Here is a 19,224-nt window from a genome sequence, read left to right on the forward strand (position 1 = left end):
TTTAGCGCAATTCTAAGGCTGCGAAGCAATGGAAGGCAGAAACAGAACAGTTCTTTTTAACCATAACAGTTGTCGTGCTGTTATAGGTTAGCCTGGCTGATATGAAATCTGGAACCTGGATTCCTGTTATTGAATCGCGTCCTCCCCATGCGAGTGATTTTACGCTATCACTAGCGAGGTAATGAAAAGGTAATCATAAATGTTTACTTTGTGCGTATAATAGACGACAGGGAGGCGCAGTGAAGCAAAGTGAGTTCAGACGCTGGCTTGAATCTCAGGGAGTGGCTGTTACAAACGGCTCAAATCATCTGAAGTTGAGGTATCAGGGAAGGCGTAGCGTTATGCCCAGGCATCCTGGTGATGAAATAAAAGAAGCCTTGCGAAAATCGATCCTGAAGCAGCTTGGCTTACAGTCATCATCAATATGAGGTTAATTATATGAGAGATTTTGAAAAAATCATGCGTTATCCCGTTAATCTAATCCCCGCCGTGGAAGGTGGATTCGTGGTTTCTTTCCCGGATATTCCTGAAGCATTAACTCAGGGCGAAACCCGTCATGGGGCTTTGCAGGCTGCGCAGTCTGCATTGGTGACCGCTTTTGAATTCTATTTCGACGATAACGAACCGATTCCTTTACCTTCGGCGGTTGGCACTGAAGGTGACTATGTGGAAATCCCCCTGAGCATTGCGTCGAAGGTTCTTTTGTTAAATGCCTTTCTTGAATCAAAAATCACCCAGCAGGAGCTGGCAAACAGGATCGGCAGGCCTAAGCAGGAAATTACCCGTTTGTTCGATTTAAAGCACGCGACAAAAATTGATGCTGTGCAAATAGCTGCACGCGCCTTAGGCAAGGAGCTGTCAGTAACGATGTTGTAAAACTGTTAACTATAACAGTTATAAAAAACACCCTGATTATGTAAACTGATATATACAGTGCTTGTCACCGACACCGATTATCAGGACGAAAAATGAAAAAATACCAGCGACTGGCTGAGCAAATTCGCGATCAAATCGCGTCTGGCGTATGGCAGCCCGGCGATCGCTTGCCATCCTTGCGCGAGCAGGTGGTCAGCAGCGGCATGAGTTTTATGACCGTCGGACATGCATATCAGTTGCTGGAAAGTCAGGGCCGGATTATTGCCCGGCCGCAGTCGGGTTACTATGTTGCCGCGCGCCCTGAACGTGAGCTGGCAGCGCCGCAGGCGCAGGTGATGCGCGATGAAGCGGTGGATATCAACACCTATATTTTTGATATGCTGCAGGCCAGCCGGGATGCGTCAGTGATGCCATTTGCCTCTGCATTCCCCGACCCGCGTCTGTTTCCCCTCCAGCAGTTGAACCGCTCGCTGGCGCAGGTCAGTAAAACCGCGACCGCCATGAGCGTGATAGAAAACCTGCCGCCGGGAAATGATGAGCTGCGCCATGCCATTGCCCGCCGCTATGCTCAACAGGGGATGACCATTTCACCTGATGAAATTGTCATCACTACCGGTGCGCTGGATGCCCTCAACCTGAGCCTGCAGGCGGTTACCGAACCGGGAGACTGGGTGATTGTCGAAAATCCCTGTTTCTATGGGGCGTTGCAGGCCCTGGAGCGATTACGGCTGAAGGCGCTTTCAATTGCCACCGACGTGAAAGAGGGGATCGATCTTACCGCGCTGGAGCAAGCGTTGCAGGAGTATCCGGTAAAAGCCTGCTGGCTGATGACCAACAGCCAAAATCCGCTGGGTTTTACGCTCAGCCCAGAGAAAAAGGCGCACCTGGTCGCATTGCTGGAAAAATATCATGTAATGCTGATAGAAGATGATGTCTACAGCGAGCTGTACTTTGGTCGCGAAAAACCACTGCCTGCCAAAGCCTGGGATCGCGCCGACAGCGTTTTGCATTGTTCATCCTTCTCGAAGTGCCTGGTGCCCGGATTTCGCGTGGGCTGGGTGGCGGCCGGGAAGCATGCTCGACGTATTCAGCGACTCCAGCTCATGAGCACGTTATCCACCAGTTCCCCCATGCAGCTTGCGCTCGTGGATTATCTGTCAACCCGGCGCTATGACGCGCATCTGCGCCGCTTACGCCGTCAACTGGCGGAACGCAAACAGCAGGCCTGGCAAACGTTGCTGCGTCATCTTCCGGCGGAAGTCAAAATTCACCATAACGACAGCGGCTATTTTCTGTGGCTGGAACTGCCTGAACCGCTTGATGCAGGCGTGCTCAGCACCCAGGCACTGGCGCACCATATCAGCATTGCACCGGGAAAAATGTTTTCGACCTCGGGGAGCTGGACTCGTTTTTTTCGCTTTAATACCGCATGGCACTGGGGAGAGCGTGAGGAACAGGCTGTGAAACAGCTGGGAAAATTAATTCGCGAGATGATGAAATAAAACGTAACGCGCTATTCAATATAAAAGAATAGCGCGTTCTTATTTTCGAAATAGAGAATACCTAACCCCGATGTTATTTATATCGGGTGCTACCATACAAAAAATCAATAGTTCTTACTATTGCCACCGTTGCACCTAACTCCTTGTCTATACTCCAGAAGATTAAAGCTCCCGATCAGCGTCAGTAGCGTAATGAGCGTTAGCTCACAACCTGATTAAATTTCCTTGCGCCAGCAGGAACGCTTACAACACCCCGACTATTTTTAGGAAAGGACATATATTTACGGCAAGGCTGCCGCTCAATATTTTTTAGACAGGAGTAAGACGTTATGAGCAAGCAGTTTGCCCTCAGTAGCCTGTGCGCACTCAGTATGACGCTGATGACTGCACAGGCAGCCGAACCCCCGACATCCTTAGATAAACCGGAAGGCCGTCTGGATATTATTGCCTGGCCGGGCTACATCGAACGTGGACAGACCGATAAACAATATGATTGGGTCTCGCAGTTTGAGAAAGAGACCGGCTGCGCGGTCAATGTTAAAACAGCGGCCACTTCTGATGAAATGGTCAGCCTGATGGCAAAAGGCGGCTACGACCTGGTTACCGCTTCCGGTGATGCCTCCTTGCGTCTGATTATGGGAAAACGCGTTCAGCCGATTAATACCGCGCTGATCCCTAACTGGAAAAGCATCGATCCGCGCGTGGTAAAAGGCGAGTGGTTTAACGTTGGCGGAAAAGTTTACGGCACACCGTACCAGTGGGGGCCAAACCTGCTGATGTACAACACCAAAATTTTCCCAACGCCGCCGGATAGCTGGAACGTGGTATTTGTTGAGCAAAAACTTGGGGACGGAAAAAGCAATAAAGGGCGCGTTCAAGCCTACGATGGCCCGATCTATATTGCCGATGCTGCATTATTCGTTAAGGCGACTCAGCCGCAACTGGGCATTACCGATCCCTATCAGCTCACCGAACAACAGTATCAGGCGGTGATCAAAGTCCTGAGCGATCAACACGCACTCATCCATCGCTATTGGCACGATACCACCGTACAAATGAGCGACTTCAAAAACGAAGGTGTGGTGGCGTCTAGCGCCTGGCCTTATCAGGCGAACGCCCTGAAAGGAGAAGGTCAGCCTATTGCCACGGTCTTCCCAAAAGAAGGGGTTACCGGATGGGCTGATACCACCATGCTGCACAGCGAAGCCAAACACCCGGTGTGCGCTTACAAATGGATGAACTGGTCATTAACCCCGAAAGTTCAGGGCGACGTCGCAGCCTGGTTTGGTTCTCTGCCAGTCGTGCCTGAAGGTTGTAAAGCCAGCCCGCTGCTGGGTGAAAAGGGCTGTGAAACCAACGGCTATAGCTACTTTGACAAAATTGCCTTCTGGAAAACGCCGATCGCAGAAGGTGGCAAATTCGTTCCTTACAGTCGCTGGACGCAGGATTACATCGCCATTATGGGCGGTCGTTAATTCCGCTGGGGGTTTTATGACGTACGCAGTGGAGTTTCATAACGTCTCGCGTCTGTACGGGGATGTTCGTGCAGTTGATGGGGTGAGTATTGCGATTAACGACGGTGAGTTTTTCTCTATGCTGGGGCCATCCGGCTCCGGCAAGACCACTTGTCTGCGCCTTATTGCAGGGTTTGAGCAACTGTCAGGCGGCGCAATCACCATTTTTGGTAAGCAGGCCAGCGAATTGCCGCCCTGGGAACGGGACGTCAATACGGTATTTCAGGATTATGCGCTATTCCCGCATATGTCGATTCTCGACAATGTCGCCTACGGGCTGATGGTCAAAGGTATTGATAAAAAACAGCGTCACGCAAAAGCACGTGAAGCGCTGGATAAGGTTGCGCTCGGTTTTGTTTATGAACGCAAACCATCGCAACTCTCCGGTGGTCAGCGGCAACGCGTGGCGATTGCCCGCGCGCTGGTCAATGAACCACGCGTCCTGCTGTTGGATGAACCGCTCGGGGCATTGGATCTTAAGCTGCGTGAGCAGATGCAGCTGGAACTGAAAAAGCTACAGCAATCCCTGGGTATCACCTTCATTTTTGTCACCCACGATCAGGGTGAAGCCCTGTCGATGTCCGATCGTGTGGCGGTGTTTAATAATGGTCGCATCGAACAGGTGGATTCTCCGCGTGAACTGTACATGCGTCCGCGCACACCGTTTGTGGCAAGTTTCGTCGGGACGTCAAATGTTTTTGATGAAACGATGTCAGCGAATGTTTGCGGGCTACAGGGGATGTTTTCCCTGCGTCCGGAACACATTCGCTTGAATGATTGCAGTGGCGAAGTCCAGGCCCGGGGGGTTATCCAGGCTGTGCAGTACCAGGGTGCCGCGACACGTTTTGAGCTGAAACTTGTCGGCGGTGAAAAATTGCTGGTTAGCCAGGCGAACCTGACGGGAGAAATGCTGCCGACAACGCTGTCGCCGGGTCAACAGGTGATGGCATCGTGGTCACGCGACGTGATGGTACCGCTGGTTGAGGAGAGGTGAATGGCTATGAATGTCTTACATTCGCCTCCACAGTCGACAAGTCTGAACCGGATCTCAGGGTTCTTCTGGCGTAATCCGGGTCTGGGGCTGTTTTTGCTGCTCCTCGGACCGCTGATGTGGTTTGGGATCGTCTACTTCGGCTCATTACTGACGCTGTTGTGGCAAGGTTTTTATACCTTCGATGATTTCACCATGTCGGTCACGCCCGACCTGACGCTGGCGAATTTGCAGGCGCTGTTTAATCCCGCCAACTACGACATCATTTTGCGTACCCTGACGATGGCGGTGGCAGTCACCATTGCCAGCGCGATTCTGGCGTTTCCGATGGCGTGGTATATGGCGCGATATACCAGTGGCAAAATGAAAGCCTTTTTTTACATTGCTGTGATGTTGCCGATGTGGGCCAGCTACATTGTTAAAGCCTACGCATGGACGTTACTGTTGGCTAAAGACGGGGTGGCGCAGTGGTTTTTAACTCATCTGGGACTGGAGCCTCTGCTGCTTTCGTTCCTGACGCTGCCTGCGGTCGGCGGCAATACGTTGTCGACTTCAGGGTTAGGGCGTTTTCTGGTGTTCGTCTACATCTGGCTGCCGTTTATGATCCTGCCGGTACAGGCCGCGCTGGAGAGACTTCCGCCTTCGCTCTTACAGGCCTCCGCTGATTTGGGCGCTCGTCCGCATCAGACTTTCCGCTATGTGGTCCTGCCACTGGCGATACCCGGTATCGCGGCAGGGTCGATCTTTACTTTTTCTCTGACGTTGGGCGATTTTATCGTGCCGCAACTGGTGGGGCCGCCAGGCTATTTCATCGGCAATATGGTGTATTCGCAACAAGGGGCGATCGGCAATATGCCGATGGCGGCGGCATTTACTCTGGTGCCGATTGTGTTAATCGCACTGTATCTGGCGTTCGTGAAGCGTCTGGGAGCTTTCGATGCACTCTGAACGCGCGCCCTGGTTACTCAAACTGGCGGCATGGGGCGGGGTTATTTTCCTGCACTTTCCCATCCTCATCATCGCCACCTATGCTTTTAATACTGAGGAGGCTGCTTTTAGTTTTCCACCGCAGGGGTTAACGCTGAAGTGGTTTAGCGTTGCGGCGCAACGTAGCGATATTCTGGAATCGGTGACGTTGTCACTTAAAATCGCTGCGTTGTCGACGGCCATTGCCCTCGTTCTGGGGACGCTGGCCGCTGCCGCACTGTGGCGCAGGGACTTTTTTGGTAAAAGCGCAATATCGCTGTTGCTGCTGTTGCCGATCGCGCTGCCGGGGATTATTACCGGTCTGGCGCTACTGACGGCGTTTAAAACTATCAACCTGGAACCCGGTTTTCTCACCATCGTGGTCGGCCATGCGACGTTTTGCGTGGTGGTGGTATTTAACAACGTCGTGGCGCGTTTTCGCCGTACCTCATGGAGTCTGGTTGAAGCGTCTATGGATCTTGGCGCCAACGGCTGGCAAACCTTTCGTTATGTCGTGCTGCCAAACCTGGCATCGGCACTGCTGGCGGGAGGGATGCTGGCGTTTGCTTTGTCGTTTGATGAAATCATCGTGACAACGTTCACCGCCGGACATGAAAGAACACTTCCTTTGTGGCTGCTCAATCAACTGGGTCGACCACGAGATGTGCCTGTCACCAACGTTGTGGCATTGCTGGTAATGCTGGTGACAACACTGCCAATTTTAGGGGCCTGGTGGCTAACGCGTGAAGGCGACACTCTCGCCGGAAACGGTAAATAAACGACGATATGGGAAATTGCTATGCAACATCAATTACTGATTAATGGCGAGCTGGTCAACGGTGAAGGTGAAAAGCAGCCAGTCTATAACCCTGCCACTGGAGAACGCATTCTGGAGATTGCCGAGGCGTCAGCCGGGCAGGTTGATGCGGCGGTACGTGCAGCAGACAGCGCATTTGCCACCTGGGGACAAACCACACCGAAAGTTCGTTCCGAACTGCTGCTGAAACTGGCGGATGCTATCGCCGATAACGCGCAAACCTTCGCTGAGCTGGAATCGCTTAACTGTGGTAAGCCGCTGCACTGTGTCCTTAACGATGAAATTCCGGCAATCGTCGACGTTTTCCGCTTCTTCGCCGGGGCAGCTCGTACCCTGCAAGGACAGGCGGCCGGAGAGTATCTGGAAGGGCATACGTCGATGATTCGTCGGGATCCGCTGGGCGTGGTGGCCTCTATCGCGCCGTGGAACTACCCGCTGATGATGGCGGCGTGGAAACTGGCACCGGCGCTGGCGGCGGGTAACTGTGTGGTGATTAAACCGTCAGAAATTACCCCGCTAACGGCACTTAAACTGGCTGAATTTGCCAAAGATATTTATCCGCCTGGCGTTATCAACGTGCTTTTTGGCCGTGGCAAAACGGTGGGTGACCCGCTGACCGGTCATGAAAAAGTCCGGATGGTTTCCCTGACCGGCTCCATTGCGACCGGTGAACACATTATCCAGCACACCGCGCCTTCGATTAAGCGCACACATATGGAGCTGGGCGGCAAAGCCCCGGTCATCATTTTTGATGATGCCGATCTGGATGCGGTGGTGAGCGGCGTGCGAACCTTTGGCTATTACAACGCCGGGCAAGACTGTACCGCCGCTTGTCGAATCTATGCCCAGAAAGGCATTTATGACGCGTTGGTTGAGAAACTTGGTGCCGCGGTTGCCAGCCTGAAAATCGGCGCACCGAATGATGAATCGACGGAGCTGGGGCCGGTAAGCTCGCAGGCGCACCTCGATCGCGTGACTAAAGCGGTCGATGAAGCCAAAGCACTGGGGCATATCAAAGTCATCACCGGTGGTAAAAAAGTGGACGGCGCAGGCTACTATTTTGCTCCGACGCTGCTGGCCGGGGCGAAGCAGGAAGATGCTATCGTGCAGCGGGAAGTTTTCGGTCCGGTGGTCAGCGTCACCGTATTTGAGGATGAAGATCAGGTGCTGGCGTGGGCTAACGATTCGAAATACGGCCTGGCATCCTCCGTCTGGACTCGGGATGTGGGGCGCGCGCATCGATTTAGCGCTCGCCTGCAGTATGGTTGCACCTGGGTCAATACCCACTTCACGCTGGTCAGCGAGATGCCGCACGGCGGACAAAAACAGTCTGGTTATGGCAAGGATATGTCGGTTTACGGGCTGGAAGATTACACGATTGTTCGCCATGTCATGATCAAGCATGAGTAATATCTGAAGCGCGAGCGATAAATGCGGCACGGATAGCTAAATACTGGCAAACGTGTGTCTATATTATTCGCGCCACTGGCCTCGTCGCCATCGGACGGCGGTAAGTTGGAAATATCCGCGAGGTCAGGCTAATTTATACAACAAAGCCCCGGCTTATTAATGTCAGGGCTTTATGCTTTCACGATCGTCATCCGGTTATCCGCGGCGCAAGCTGCAAATCCAGGCGAGTAGCGCACAGATGCTCAGAACCAGCCCCAGTTGTTGCACCATGCCTGCAACCCCCAGCATCATTCCCAGCAACAGGTAATAGCTTAATCCAAATAATGCACCGGCGGCCCCGGCCTGTTCACGATAGTGGCGTAGGGCCTGACTCAGCACATTAGGGATTGCGATGCCATAGGCAATCACCGCGCCGAAAACCGGTATCAGAATCCACGCGGAGTGCTGTAACCACCACGCGGCGAGGCCTGACAATGCTGCCAGCGCACAGGCATAACGTACCCTCTGTTCCGATGTCAGGTCTGTCGTCAATAATCTCCGGTTCAGCAGGCTGCCCGACAGCGAAGCAAACGCAAGTAGTCCCCCCGTCCAGCCAAAGGCTCTGGAACTCCATCCCAATTGCCCGAAAAGAAACGGAGCCAGGCTGTAATAGCTAAACAGCATGGTGTTCAGCAGCGCAACCAGCATGGTATTTTTCCACAGCTCGCGGTCACGCATCATGCGGGAGAGCAGTGCAGCAAGGCTGGGGCTGAGCGTATTTTCGGGCCGGGTTTCTGGCAGCATGGTCGCAGTCAGTAGTAGCAGTAGCAGCGCCAGCAGCACAAGGGCAATAAATACACCGGTATGACCATACAGGCTAACCAGCCAACCTCCGCTTAGCAGGCCGAAAACGGGACTCAATGCCAGCGCAGCGCCCATCACGGAAAAGACGCGGGATAGCGCAGTTGATTCAAAAGTGTCCCGTAACATGGTCTGTACCACCACTGACCCGGCAGCCGCGCCGATGGCTGAGATCATCCGCGCCAGCAGCAAAACGCTGAAGTCAGTGGCAACCACGGCCAGGGCACAACCTGACCCATAGCAGATAAGTCCTGCCAGCATCGCCCAACGTCGACCGATGCAGTCGCTCAGCCAACCCCACATCGCCACGCCGATGGCGAAGGCAATAAAATAAACGGAGAGTGTTTGCGCCGCGCGCTCACTGCTTACGTGATAAGACGTGGCGATTCCTGGCAATGCCGGGCTATAAATGGTTTCCACCAGTTGTGGAAACATAATCAGCAAAGTAAGAAGCCATAGCGGCGGGCGGCGAAGAGTGTTCATAGCAATATCCAGAGAGACAGAAAACTGGCGGGCATTATTGCTGAAAGGGAGGTGTCGCATTACCATTATCAAGACTTTAAATATCAAATATCGGACAGATAATGGAAATTGCCCCGGATGATGATTTCGATGCGGATAGCTTTGATAAACCGGTAATCGGGATTGCCTCCGAGATGGGCGTACACGATTCCGGCCGGCATAGCCATCTTCGTCATCAGCTACTTTTTTCGGCAGCGGGAAGCATTACGATTGAGCTGGAGCATGCCCTGTGTCTGCTACCGCCACGGCGCGCGGTCTGGATCCCGGCTGGTACGGTACATCGCGCCATAATGCGTGGCGTGATGGCTTATCGTTCGTTGTATTTTTCAACTACATTGCCGTTATCTAAATTACCGCTGCAGATAGTCGACGTTAATCCTCTCTTTTTTGAAGTAATAGAACGTATGGCTTTCTGGCCATGGGAAATGCCTGCCGCGCAGCAGGCCAGTCTTATCACCGTTTTCTGTGAGGAAATGCGGGCCGCCCACAGTGAAAACTGGACGTTGCAGTTTCCCTCAGATCCACGGCTGAACGTGTGGCTTGAAGGAGTACGTATGGGCGAATTGCCACCACGACTAAATCAATTATCCCAACGGGTTGGGGCATGCGAGAGGACGATCAGTCGAATATTTACCAGGGATACCGGGATGAATTATCAGAGCTGGCGGCAGCAATTTAGACTATTAAAAGCCATGGAGATGCTGGCTGACGGGGGGCAGATCAGCCAGATGGCGCAATATCTGGAATTTGTCAGTGACAGTGCTTTTATCGCTTTTTTCCATCAGCATACCGGCACAACACCGAGCCGTTATGCGGGCAATATAATGCCGCAGAAGGATTAGGGGGATTACATACTAAGGATAATTTACCGGGTGGCAGGATAGTGGGAAAATCGTGTACTAATGGCAGAGAGAAGAGCCTCTCTGCCAGCGGACGCTGCAATTAATCAAGAAGAACGACATCAAGCAAACCAGCCAAACCTTGCGGAAATCAGACTGAAAAGTCCTACAGCAGCAAATATATTTATCAGCACCACAGTTTTACTGGAAACATTCATTTGTGCCACCTTTCGTTTTAACCCTTATGGGTATAGTACGGGTTATAACTATCCGCAATAGTACGGATTCTGAACATAATGAAAACGGCTTGTTTTACCGGCGTTTCTCTTAAAATAATTAATAAAACTTGATGTAGGTCATGAAAAAGAGCATATTGCGCGCGATTTTACCTTTCGGCCCGGATGCCTGACATGTCTCTGTACCAAAAAATGTTGGTTTTTTATGCGGTGATGGCCGCTATCACGGCAATCATCACCTGGTTTCTTTCCCGCGATAAAAAGCGGATTCGTTTTCTCAGCGCGGTATTAGTCGGGGCGACCTGGCCGATGAGTTTTCCCGTCGCGTTAATGTTTTCTCTCTTCTGATGACGGCGTAAACGCCGTTTCAGGAGGAAAGCAGGGCATCTAATCGTTTTTTGTCGGCTGCGCAAACATCCTGCGGATGCTGATATCCCACGTTTTCATTGGCGCGAGTATACAAAGCGACCAGCCAGTCGTAAACGTAACGGCTTGCGCCATGCGAAGGTTGTTCATCCAGTTTCGTCAACCGTAACATCGGCTGTTGCGCCGGGGCACTAAAAATAGCCGATCCTTTTTGGATCCTGCTGGCCGGACGCTGTTCCTCTGCCACGCTGGCAAATCCAAGCCAGGTAATAAAATCCCCAATATCGGCGTGAAGCTGCGCGGCGCAGACGTTTTCTCGCTGCATAATGCGCTGTAAGCGTTGCGGCATCTCCAGCCGATAGCTGGTGGTGACGAGGATATCGGCAACCTGCCTTAGCGTACGCGGCTCGAGACGTAAACGGCGCGCATTATTTTCATCGCGACACCACTGGCGCACGTGGTTAACCCACATTTTGTGCGCCTGATACCCGGTCTCTTTGCTTTCCGGCGAGTGCGGTGTGTCACGCACCTCGGCAAACAGGTCAATCTCTTCATTAAATAATCCGCTCACCTGTTCCTCGCGCGGCTGCTGAACACGCAGCAGCGACTCAAAGAGGCGCATCGGCGGGAGCAAACCGTCCAGGAGTTCGCCATGCTTTGCCGCCTGGGCCTGGAGCTGGCGGATCACCGACTCATTGCTACCCGATTCGGTTTCAACGGGGTTAATCCAGCCGATCAGGGTTTCGCGTACACGCTGCTGGTGCTGCTCACGCAGGGAGGTCAATCTCGCCTGGCGTTGCTGGGGCGAGGTTGCCTGAGTCAGCCATTCGACGAGGCGTTGTAAGCTGTGTTTATCCAGCGCCTGCAGCGTGCCCCAGTGCAGTCCGGGCTTGCCCATTAATTGCTGCACAGATTCATCAAGATTTTGCTGAGTGCTAAACCGCGCATCCTGCGGAGTAATGGCCCAGACCACTCCCGGCAATGCGGCGTCATGTAGGGGCTGAGTATCGTTAACCCAGCCCAGTAGCTTGCGGGTGATGGCGGGCGTCTGGGAGCGGGTAGATACCGCATTACAGATTAAAAGTACATCCGGTTGCAGATGCTGGCGATAATGTTCCAGCATCCAGCCTAATTTGGCCTGCCACAATGGATGGGGATGAACATCCGGGGCGAGGGGAATATCCAGCAGATCGACATTTTCCAGTACCGCGTCTTCAACCGTCAGGACCAGCTCGCGCGTGAGCAGCGCCAGCGAAGCCTGAGAAAGGCTGACCGCATTGAGCAACTGATCATTTTCTATTGGATGAACCACCACATCGCTTTGCGCCTCATTCCCGTTCAATGCTACCTGAGTCAGGAAACTCTCGGCAGGTAAACCAAAATGGTCAACCAGCAGGCTCAGCGGAGCCGCGAGTTCTTGCGCGCTCCCGGTTTGTTGCAGCGTATGCGCCAGCGCCAACCACTGTTGCGTCAACTCTGGTTGTTCTCCCCACAGTAACGCCCAGGCGTTTGCCCGGGTAGTCAGATCCAGAGCGGGTAGCAGCGTGGCAAACTGATGCCATAGCGCGTCGTCAAATTGCTGCTGTCTGGCCGGTACGCAGGCGCGCCAGAAACGACCAATTGCCGCGACATCATGCGCGGTAATGCCCGGCACCGGATGACGCTGGCGCAACGTTTGCCATTTTTCCAGGCGCGCCTCAATAATCGATTTCTCGACCTGGCGGTTGTCCGCAAGCGCACAGAACTGGGTAATAAATAGCTGTACCAGTTCGGCTTCACTGAGTAGCCGCAGGCGCAACGGCCATTCACCATCGAGCGGATTTTCATCACGCGTAAAGCGGATCGCCATATTGGTTGGCGCATGACCAGGATTAATATGTGAAAAGTAATCAAAGCTGCGATCCGGGGTAACGATATTCACTTTGCCATTGGCGTTGCTGCACAATGCTGTGAGCAGGTGCGCTTTTGCCGATTGCGAATGTCCGTAAAGCCCAACGCATCCTCGCGATGAAAAGGTCGTCTTCAACGCAGATTCATTAACGGCGGCCAGGGTGAGCTGCGCCAACAGGGCATCCGCTTCATCATCAAGACGCGCCGCACGCTGACGGGTATCAGTTACCCACTCGATGGCGGCCTGCGCGGTGTTTAACATCTTACTCATTTCAGGTACACGCTCCCGCTATCAATCCAGTAATGGCTCCCGCTATGGCGACGGTCTGCCAGCGTATTCAGTTTTAACGTTAAGGCATTGGCGGCAACGGGAGTGCCATCCTGTAACCACGCATCGCTCAGTACGAAGAACTCCGGGCCGCTTTCTTTGCTACCACCGCGTAGCTGCAGCCGTACATTCAACACGCCATCTCCGGCGATGGTTTTTGCCAGTTCGGCAGAATTTATGCTGAGCGTATACAGCGGTGTGGCAGGCCAACGGCTGTTGGCCAGTTGGCGGAAACCTAACGTAACGTTGCCGCGCAATGGGAAGTGCAGGCGGGCATCCAGCTTCGCGCCGGGCTTATCCAGATCGATATCGTGATACCAGATGTTCTCATCGCGCAGCGTATTGACCGTATTATCCAACACACCGAGATAACGTACGGTCGAGTAAGCGCCGATATCGGCAGCTTTAAAGTTGAATCGCGGCAAGCGTAGATCCAGCGCCAGGCTACACAACATGGCACCAACTGCTGCGGTGGATTTGGGGTTACCAATCCGCCCTTGTTGGCTGAACGGATACCACTCATGTACGCGGTAGTTATCCATCCAGATCATACGATTAACCGGAACGGGCTGCAGATGGCGGATCAACGCTTGTACGCCCGGTAAACAGGCGGGTCTGCCGGTCACTAATAAAATATCGCAGCGATAGTGTGAAATGGCCTCACAGACCGCGTGCAGTGGGGAGGTCAGGGTAAACTGGCCCGCCAGTAACGCTTCTTGTAACTGCCTGAACTGCACCTGTAACGGCACGCTCAACACATCAAACGCTGGCGATCCCGCAGGTAACGCATGATCGATAGCCTGCTGGATGTAATTCAGTACGTTGCGCGTTGGTTGCTGGCTCAGGAGTTCGCCAAAGGTGGCATGCAGACCCGCTACCGGATCGTTAATATCACTTTGTTCCCAGGCAGAAAGTACCGCATGACCGAGCGGCATAAAGAGTTGTAACGCCGTTTGTTGACGCAAAATCGCCTGGGTGTCGATGCGCCCGGAATCGCCAAATAGCGTAGCCAGCAATGCGGCGGCGTCGGTCACGCCAGCCTGTTGCAGGCGGGTTTGCAGCGCAGGCAACACGCAACGCTGAATCACGTCCAGCAGCATATCATCGCCCGCAACCTTAAAGCCTTCACGGAACAGCAGGTGCGGGGTAATTTTGACGTTTGTACCCACGCCGTCATCAAGCTGGTAATGGACGACGGCCATATCCGTTGTCCCGCCGCCAATGTCGATCGATGCCACGCGCAGCGCACGACCTTTAGTCTCACCAGGCTCCGGCAAACGGTCCGGGCGGGCAAGGGCGTTAAAGAACGATTCGGTGTGGCCATCGTAGTGAGAGATAGCTTCGTTATACAGCCACACCAGTTGCCCGCAGCTGGCCTCATCCCATTCCATCTGGATCTCAGGTACGGGAACCACGCTCTTTTCCTGCTGTTTACGGGTGGTGAAGTCTTCATCCTGCGGGTGCCAGCCCATCGCTTTCCAGACCAACGCAATAGCTTCAAACATGCGCAGGCGGAAAATCTCACGCTCCTGTTTGGGCATCGCCGACGGCAGGGTCAGGATCAGCGTACGCAACTGACGAGGAGATGCCGGGAATCCGAGGCGCAAACGCGTCGCCACGCTGTTAATTTGCCCCAGCGCCTGGGCCAGTATTTCGCACAACATATGCGTCATCAGCGTACTGCGGCTGTATTGCGGTGAGAATACCGGCAGACGATCATCCTGCGGCAGGCTGAACAGCGGTTGCCCGTCATCGTTCATCAGGTTCATCAGCGGGAAGGCGGTAGCCAGTGGTTCGCGCTGGGTTTTGCCATTCATCTGGCTAAAGCGCCAGTCATGCAACACCGGCGTTTCGTCCCACAGATAACGGCGCGGGCTGGAGATCCCACTGCTGCCTTCAGTGCCCATGCGCTGCATTGCCAGCTTTCGGGCTTCATCGCCAACGCGGACAATCGACGGCCAGATAAAGGCATCATCACGGCCGCTCTCCACGGAAAAGTGCTGCTTACCAAAACGCGCTTCGGAAAACTCCAGTCGGCTGGTGAACAACGGATCGTTGAGAAACTGTGGCTCGCTTAACGAACGCACCTGCAATTCGGCTGTCTGGCGCAGTCCGTCATTGGCATCCCCGTGATCTTCAATCAGGACGCCACAGGTATGGGTGTTACCGATATCCAGGATAAGATCAACGGGAATGGCGGGCGTGCTAAGGGTATGCGTGACCAGTTTCACTTCCGGAACGGAAAGCTGCTCGCCTAACAGGGTCAGCACATTCAGCCAGTGCGCCTGATATTCAAAGTTACGCAGCGCCTGCTGGATCTCTTGTTCTGAGCGGTTCTCATGCTGTGTGACATGATGCATAAAGGATTCGCGCAACCAGCCGTCAATCCAGGTCTGGTCAAGGAAATCGGCAATTTCGTTGTCATGCCAGGCCAGCGCAAATCGCGTACCGTTCAGCAGGTCATTTTCGTTGGGGGTTAACGCTGCAGGGGCATTTTCAGTGAGCTGACTGTCCAGCGCCACGGTGACGCGGTGGGTGTTGCCCGCGCTGTCAGGTTGCGCCAGCTTTCGCACCTGTACGCGCGCCCAGTTATCCGGGCCTTCAACGAACGTACGCGGCGGATTAAAGCGCAGGAACGGCAGCGGCAGCCAGACACCGTCGAGCACGTCCAGCGAATAATGCAGCTTCTGGGTGCTTTCCGGCTTCACCACTTCGGGCTGACCGCCGGTGCTGCCTGGTAAGGTATAACGTCCGGTTGTCAGATCGAAATCCAGCCGCAGCAGGGGACCGTTTGCCGTTTTGCGCACAAAGCGGCCATGATGCGCAGATTCCTGCGGCGTCAGGCCAAAATCCAGAAATTGCACACCGCTATTGGCGATGAGCGTCACGCTCTGTTTGTAGTCACACAGATTCACCAACATAAAATCAGGCACCTATCTTTTTGATCGTCAGAGGGATTTCCGCGTGATCGTCATAACGTGCGGTACAGGCGGCGACGTCATTGGTTCCCGCTTTGCAGGTAATTTCCGGCATCGGATAACGTGACCCGTCCGTACAACGGGCATTTCCGCGACTCTTAATCATTAATTCACCTGACTGATGCAAACCGGAGAAAATCTCGGCACGACAAACAATATTGTCGCCATGAACCACGCGCGCAGTACCTTTATTGGCCTGGATCTGATAGCGCAGCGACGGCACTTTACCGCTAACCGGATCTTTAACATCAACCATTACGCGCCAGTTACCGTTGAGAAAACGCGTCGTTCCTGCCTTCATTTGGTTGGCATCCATCACCAGCGCATCTTTCGGAATCGCGGCGATCACGACCGGTCCCTCGACAGGTTTTTCTTTTTTGGCAGCCGGAACCACTTCAGCCCGATGCAACGGCAGTGCAGATGTCAGTTCTGGCAGCGGTGCCATATCTGCCTTAGCGACGACTCTTGGGGGAACAGCGGGTACGGGCTGGGTGGTCTGTTGCTTCCATAGCAGCGGTCCAACCATGGCTGCAATGATCACCGCGGCAACGGGCAGGCTCCACAGCGGCAGGCGGCGTGCGGGTTTCTTCTGTGCGAGCGGCGGCGAGACTTCAGGTTCGTTAACAACGACCGGGGGTTGTGGTTCAGGTTCAGCCGGTTTAGGTAGCTCAACCACTGGAGTCAGCAAAGGTGCGTCGGCCTCGACGAAGGTGATTTGGGCAGTGATTTCTTCTTCCGGCTCAGGCTCCGCTACGGTGACGACCGGAGGAATATCGGCAAGGCGCAGGCAATCGAGCACATCGTCGCGAGGATTTTCATTCAGATTGACGAAACCCCAGAACGTAATAACGGGTTTACCTTCAACCAGAAACACGTGATTCTCACCAGGAAACTGGATGGCTTTTTCCAGCAGTGAGCCAAACAGTTGCAGGGAGGTTTTACCCGATTGCAGGCTTTTACGGCTCAGCGCCGCCGCATTTTCCAGCGTGCTCCCCAGATAGCGCAGCGCACGAAAACGGGCCTCTTCATCAGCGGCTTTCCATGCAACGGCTTTCCCTTCAATCGGCGAATACCAGTCAACGCGATCGCCGTTGTCGTTAATTTGTGGGATCGCCAGACAATCCACCATCGCCTGCTGTTTACGCAGGCGAAGCGTTTCACGAATTTGCAATGCTGAATCAAACACGGCCTGACCACCGCCGCCCACGGCCTGATAGTCATCCAAATTGCCGCTGCGCAAGAGAGTTTTTGCCACGTTGTTACCCCTTAGACTTCTTCACGTATCTACTTTACGTTTTATAAAAACGAGCAAACGGTGGAAGAGAGGCAAAAAGGGGCGAATTTTCATGGCATAGAGTGCCGGGAAAAATCTTGACGTTTTGAAAAAGACTTAAGGGAAATTAATTCGCTTAGGGTGATGAATTATTCAGCGAAATACACCGGATTAGAATAACCTGATAGTGATTTGTTATTGGTCAGTTTTTGTCAGCTATGCTCTGATATCCCGGTTAATAATAAAATAAGAAGGCTTATAACCATGATTGCAAGGAAAACGTTACTCGCGCTGGCGCTCAGCGCCGTCTTACCATCAGGCGCGGCGTTCGCGGCCAATACTGACACTCTCATTTACTGCTCAGAAGCGTCGCCAGAGTCATTTAACCCGCAAATCGCCAGTTCCGGTCCATCGTTTGTGGCCAGCTCACAGGTGCTCTACAACCGACTCATCAATTTTGATCCGGTAAAAAATACGCCAGTTCCGTCTCTGGCAACGGACTGGACGATTTCGCCGGACGGTAAGACCTACACTTTTACCCTGCGTCAGGGCGTGAAATTCAACAGTAATAAATTCTTCAAACCAACCCGCGACTTCAACGCTGATGACGTGGTTTTCTCGGTATTACGACAGAAAGATGCCGATCATCCGTACCACAAAATTTCTCAGGGAAGCTACGAATACTTCAACGATGTCGGTCTGGATAAACTGATTAAAGAAGTGAAGAAGGTCGATGATTATCACGTTCAGTTTATCCTTAATGAACCTAACGCCGCGTTTCTTGCCGACTGGGGAATGGATTTTGCCTCCATCCTCTCTGCAGAATATGCCGACGTGATGCTGAAAAAAGGCACTCCGGAAAACGTCGATAACTGGCCAATTGGCACCGGGCCATACGTGTTGCAGCAGTACAAGCAGGATTCGCAAATCCGCTATCTCGCCAACCCGAACTACTGGGACGGCGCCGTCCCCACGAAGCACCTGATCTTCTCAATCACGCCAAACGTTCAGACCCGATTGGCGAAACTGCAAACCAATGAATGCCAGATAATTCCGGCACCTGCGCCCGTACAGTTTGACGAGATTAAGAAGAATAAAGATTTGACGCTGCATTCGGTTGAAGCGCTGAACGTCGGCTATCTGGCGTTTAATACCGAGAAAAAACCGTTTGATAACGTGCTGGTGCGTCAGGCGCTTAACTACGCGACAGACAAAAAGGCCATTATTAACGCCGTCTTTTTAGGTTCCGGTACGGTGGCAAAATCGCCAATTCCGCCGAATATGTTGGGGTTCAATAAAGATCTGCAGGATTACGCTTATGACCCGCAAAAAGCGAAAGATCTGCTGAAACAGGCGGGACTGGAAAACGGCTTTGAAGCGACGCTGTGGTCAATGCCGGTTCAGCGCCCATACAACCCGAACTCCCGACGGATTGCCGAGATGATCCAAAGCGACTGGGCGAAGGTTGGCGTGAAGGCGAAAATTGTGTCGTACGAGTGGGGCGAATATCTCTCCGGAATGCGTAAAGGTGAGCATGACACCGCGTTGTTCGGTTGGATGTCAGACAACGGCGATCCGGACAACTTCGCCGATGTACTGCTGGGCTGTGACAGCATTAAAACCGGATCTAACGCCGCGCGCTGGTGCGATAAAGAGTATAATTCGCTGGTTCAAAAGGCGAAACTGGTGAGTAAACCGGAAGAACGCGCCGCGCTTTACCAGCAGTCGCAAGAAATTTTCTACCAGCAGGCTCCGTGGATTGCGTTGGCAAACGGGAAAACGTTTTACGCGACGCGCAGCAACGTCAGCGGATACAGCGTTAGCCTGATGGGCAGCGATTTTTCAAAAGCAAAATTAAATTAATGAGTTAAGGAGA

General features: G+C 53.3%; 16 protein-coding genes. 11 read left to right on the forward strand and 5 right to left on the reverse strand.

All coding sequences use genetic code 11. The features are described from left to right. The first annotated feature begins 239 nt into the window (after window positions 1-239). From HV243_RS12465 to patD, 8 genes are all read left to right on the forward strand, one after another. On the forward strand, window positions 240-428 hold the full coding sequence (locus HV243_RS12465; protein WP_049259794.1) for a type II toxin-antitoxin system HicA family toxin: 189 nt from the start codon (window positions 240-242) through the stop codon (window positions 426-428). Between the two features lie 31 nt (window positions 429-459). After that, window positions 460-876, forward strand: coding sequence for a type II toxin-antitoxin system HicB family antitoxin (locus HV243_RS12470; protein WP_131382557.1), 417 nt, complete (start codon window positions 460-462; stop codon window positions 874-876). A gap of 92 nt (window positions 877-968) precedes the next feature. Next, complete coding sequence (locus HV243_RS12475) at window positions 969-2,378, forward strand: PLP-dependent aminotransferase family protein (protein ID WP_019076828.1); 1,410 nt, start codon at window positions 969-971, stop codon at window positions 2,376-2,378. 329 nt (window positions 2,379-2,707) lie between these two features. Further along, window positions 2,708-3,853: a putative ABC transporter substrate-binding protein YdcS gene (ydcS, locus tag HV243_RS12480; RefSeq protein ID WP_016153154.1), complete on the forward strand. Its 1,146-nt coding sequence runs from the start codon at window positions 2,708-2,710 to the stop codon at window positions 3,851-3,853. A 16-nt stretch (window positions 3,854-3,869) separates the two neighbouring features. Continuing rightward, window positions 3,870-4,886, forward strand: a complete 1,017-nt coding sequence (locus tag HV243_RS12485; protein WP_053389782.1) for an ABC transporter ATP-binding protein — start codon at window positions 3,870-3,872, stop codon at window positions 4,884-4,886. After that, window positions 4,887-5,831, forward strand: a complete 945-nt coding sequence (locus HV243_RS12490; protein ID WP_016153152.1) for an ABC transporter permease — start codon at window positions 4,887-4,889, stop codon at window positions 5,829-5,831. Next, window positions 5,821-6,627, forward strand: a complete 807-nt coding sequence (locus tag HV243_RS12495; protein ID WP_003020204.1) for an ABC transporter permease — start codon at window positions 5,821-5,823, stop codon at window positions 6,625-6,627. Before HV243_RS12490 ends, HV243_RS12495 begins: the two co-directional genes overlap by 11 nt. 21 nt (window positions 6,628-6,648) lie before the next feature. Beyond that, a complete protein-coding gene (gene patD / locus HV243_RS12500; protein ID WP_016156580.1) occupies window positions 6,649-8,076 on the forward strand; it encodes an aminobutyraldehyde dehydrogenase in 1,428 nt (475 codons plus the stop codon). A gap of 195 nt (window positions 8,077-8,271) precedes the next feature. Here patD and HV243_RS12505 read toward each other — a convergent pair whose 3' ends face one another. Then, a complete protein-coding gene (locus HV243_RS12505; protein WP_053389781.1) occupies window positions 8,272-9,399 on the reverse strand; it encodes a multidrug effflux MFS transporter in 1,128 nt (375 codons plus the stop codon). Window positions 9,400-9,500: 101 nt separating this feature from the next. On the opposite strand from HV243_RS12505, the gene HV243_RS12510 reads away from it, so the two are divergent. Then, complete coding sequence (locus HV243_RS12510; RefSeq protein ID WP_053389780.1) at window positions 9,501-10,280, forward strand: helix-turn-helix transcriptional regulator; 780 nt, start codon at window positions 9,501-9,503, stop codon at window positions 10,278-10,280. Window positions 10,281-10,399: 119 nt separating this feature from the next. Here the strand turns inward: HV243_RS12510 and yncL are convergent, their stop codons facing one another. Next, window positions 10,400-10,495, reverse strand: coding sequence for a stress response membrane protein YncL (yncL, locus tag HV243_RS12515; protein WP_071524268.1), 96 nt, complete (start codon window positions 10,493-10,495; stop codon window positions 10,400-10,402). A gap of 192 nt (window positions 10,496-10,687) precedes the next feature. On the opposite strand from yncL, the gene HV243_RS12520 reads away from it, so the two are divergent. Further along, window positions 10,688-10,861: a GhoT/OrtT family toxin gene (locus tag HV243_RS12520; protein ID WP_016153148.1), complete on the forward strand. Its 174-nt coding sequence runs from the start codon at window positions 10,688-10,690 to the stop codon at window positions 10,859-10,861. A gap of 19 nt (window positions 10,862-10,880) precedes the next feature. Here the strand turns inward: HV243_RS12520 and HV243_RS12525 are convergent, their stop codons facing one another. From HV243_RS12525 to HV243_RS12535, 3 genes are read right to left on the reverse strand one after another with little or no spacing between them, the layout of a single operon-like run. Then, window positions 10,881-13,040 carry a virulence factor SrfC family protein gene (locus tag HV243_RS12525; RefSeq protein WP_053389779.1) on the reverse strand — a complete coding sequence of 720 codons (2,160 nt, stop codon included), beginning with the start codon at window positions 13,038-13,040 and terminating at the stop codon, window positions 10,881-10,883. Then, a complete protein-coding gene (locus tag HV243_RS12530) occupies window positions 13,037-16,018 on the reverse strand; it encodes a virulence factor SrfB (RefSeq protein WP_046275606.1) in 2,982 nt (993 codons plus the stop codon). The genes HV243_RS12525 and HV243_RS12530 overlap by 4 nt, the downstream gene beginning before the upstream one ends. A gap of 4 nt (window positions 16,019-16,022) precedes the next feature. Then, window positions 16,023-17,330: an SrfA family protein gene (locus HV243_RS12535; RefSeq protein ID WP_053389778.1), complete on the reverse strand. Its 1,308-nt coding sequence runs from the start codon at window positions 17,328-17,330 to the stop codon at window positions 16,023-16,025. A 282-nt stretch (window positions 17,331-17,612) separates the two neighbouring features. On the opposite strand from HV243_RS12535, the gene HV243_RS12540 reads away from it, so the two are divergent. Next, window positions 17,613-19,211 carry an ABC transporter substrate-binding protein gene (locus HV243_RS12540; RefSeq protein WP_016156573.1) on the forward strand — a complete coding sequence of 533 codons (1,599 nt, stop codon included), beginning with the start codon at window positions 17,613-17,615 and terminating at the stop codon, window positions 19,209-19,211. The last annotated feature ends 13 nt before the right edge of the window (window positions 19,212-19,224 follow it).

The organism is Citrobacter sp. RHBSTW-00599, from assembly GCF_013784065.1.
Classification (GTDB): domain Bacteria; phylum Pseudomonadota; class Gammaproteobacteria; order Enterobacterales; family Enterobacteriaceae; genus Citrobacter; species Citrobacter braakii.

Bases quoted from the DNA above. Each gene is read 5' to 3' on its own strand.
- HV243_RS12510 (WP_053389780.1), top strand. From the start codon at position 9,501: ATGGAAATTGCCCCGGATGATGATTTCGATGCGGATAGCTTTGATAAA.
- yncL (WP_071524268.1), bottom strand. From the start codon at position 10,495: ATGAATGTTTCCAGTAAAACTGTGGTGCTGATAAATATATTTGCTGCT.
- HV243_RS12520 (WP_016153148.1), top strand. From the start codon at position 10,688: ATGTCTCTGTACCAAAAAATGTTGGTTTTTTATGCGGTGATGGCCGCT.
- patD (WP_016156580.1), top strand. From the start codon at position 6,649: ATGCAACATCAATTACTGATTAATGGCGAGCTGGTCAACGGTGAAGGT.
- HV243_RS12530 (WP_046275606.1), bottom strand. From the start codon at position 16,018: ATGTTGGTGAATCTGTGTGACTACAAACAGAGCGTGACGCTCATCGCC.
- HV243_RS12475 (WP_019076828.1), top strand. From the start codon at position 969: ATGAAAAAATACCAGCGACTGGCTGAGCAAATTCGCGATCAAATCGCG.
- HV243_RS12540 (WP_016156573.1), top strand. From the start codon at position 17,613: ATGATTGCAAGGAAAACGTTACTCGCGCTGGCGCTCAGCGCCGTCTTA.
- HV243_RS12490 (WP_016153152.1), top strand. From the start codon at position 4,887: ATGGCTATGAATGTCTTACATTCGCCTCCACAGTCGACAAGTCTGAAC.
- HV243_RS12470 (WP_131382557.1), top strand. From the start codon at position 460: ATGCGTTATCCCGTTAATCTAATCCCCGCCGTGGAAGGTGGATTCGTG.
- HV243_RS12495 (WP_003020204.1), top strand. From the start codon at position 5,821: ATGCACTCTGAACGCGCGCCCTGGTTACTCAAACTGGCGGCATGGGGC.
- HV243_RS12485 (WP_053389782.1), top strand. From the start codon at position 3,870: ATGACGTACGCAGTGGAGTTTCATAACGTCTCGCGTCTGTACGGGGAT.
- ydcS (WP_016153154.1), top strand. From the start codon at position 2,708: ATGAGCAAGCAGTTTGCCCTCAGTAGCCTGTGCGCACTCAGTATGACG.
- HV243_RS12525 (WP_053389779.1), bottom strand. From the start codon at position 13,040: ATGAGTAAGATGTTAAACACCGCGCAGGCCGCCATCGAGTGGGTAACT.
- HV243_RS12505 (WP_053389781.1), bottom strand. From the start codon at position 9,399: ATGAACACTCTTCGCCGCCCGCCGCTATGGCTTCTTACTTTGCTGATT.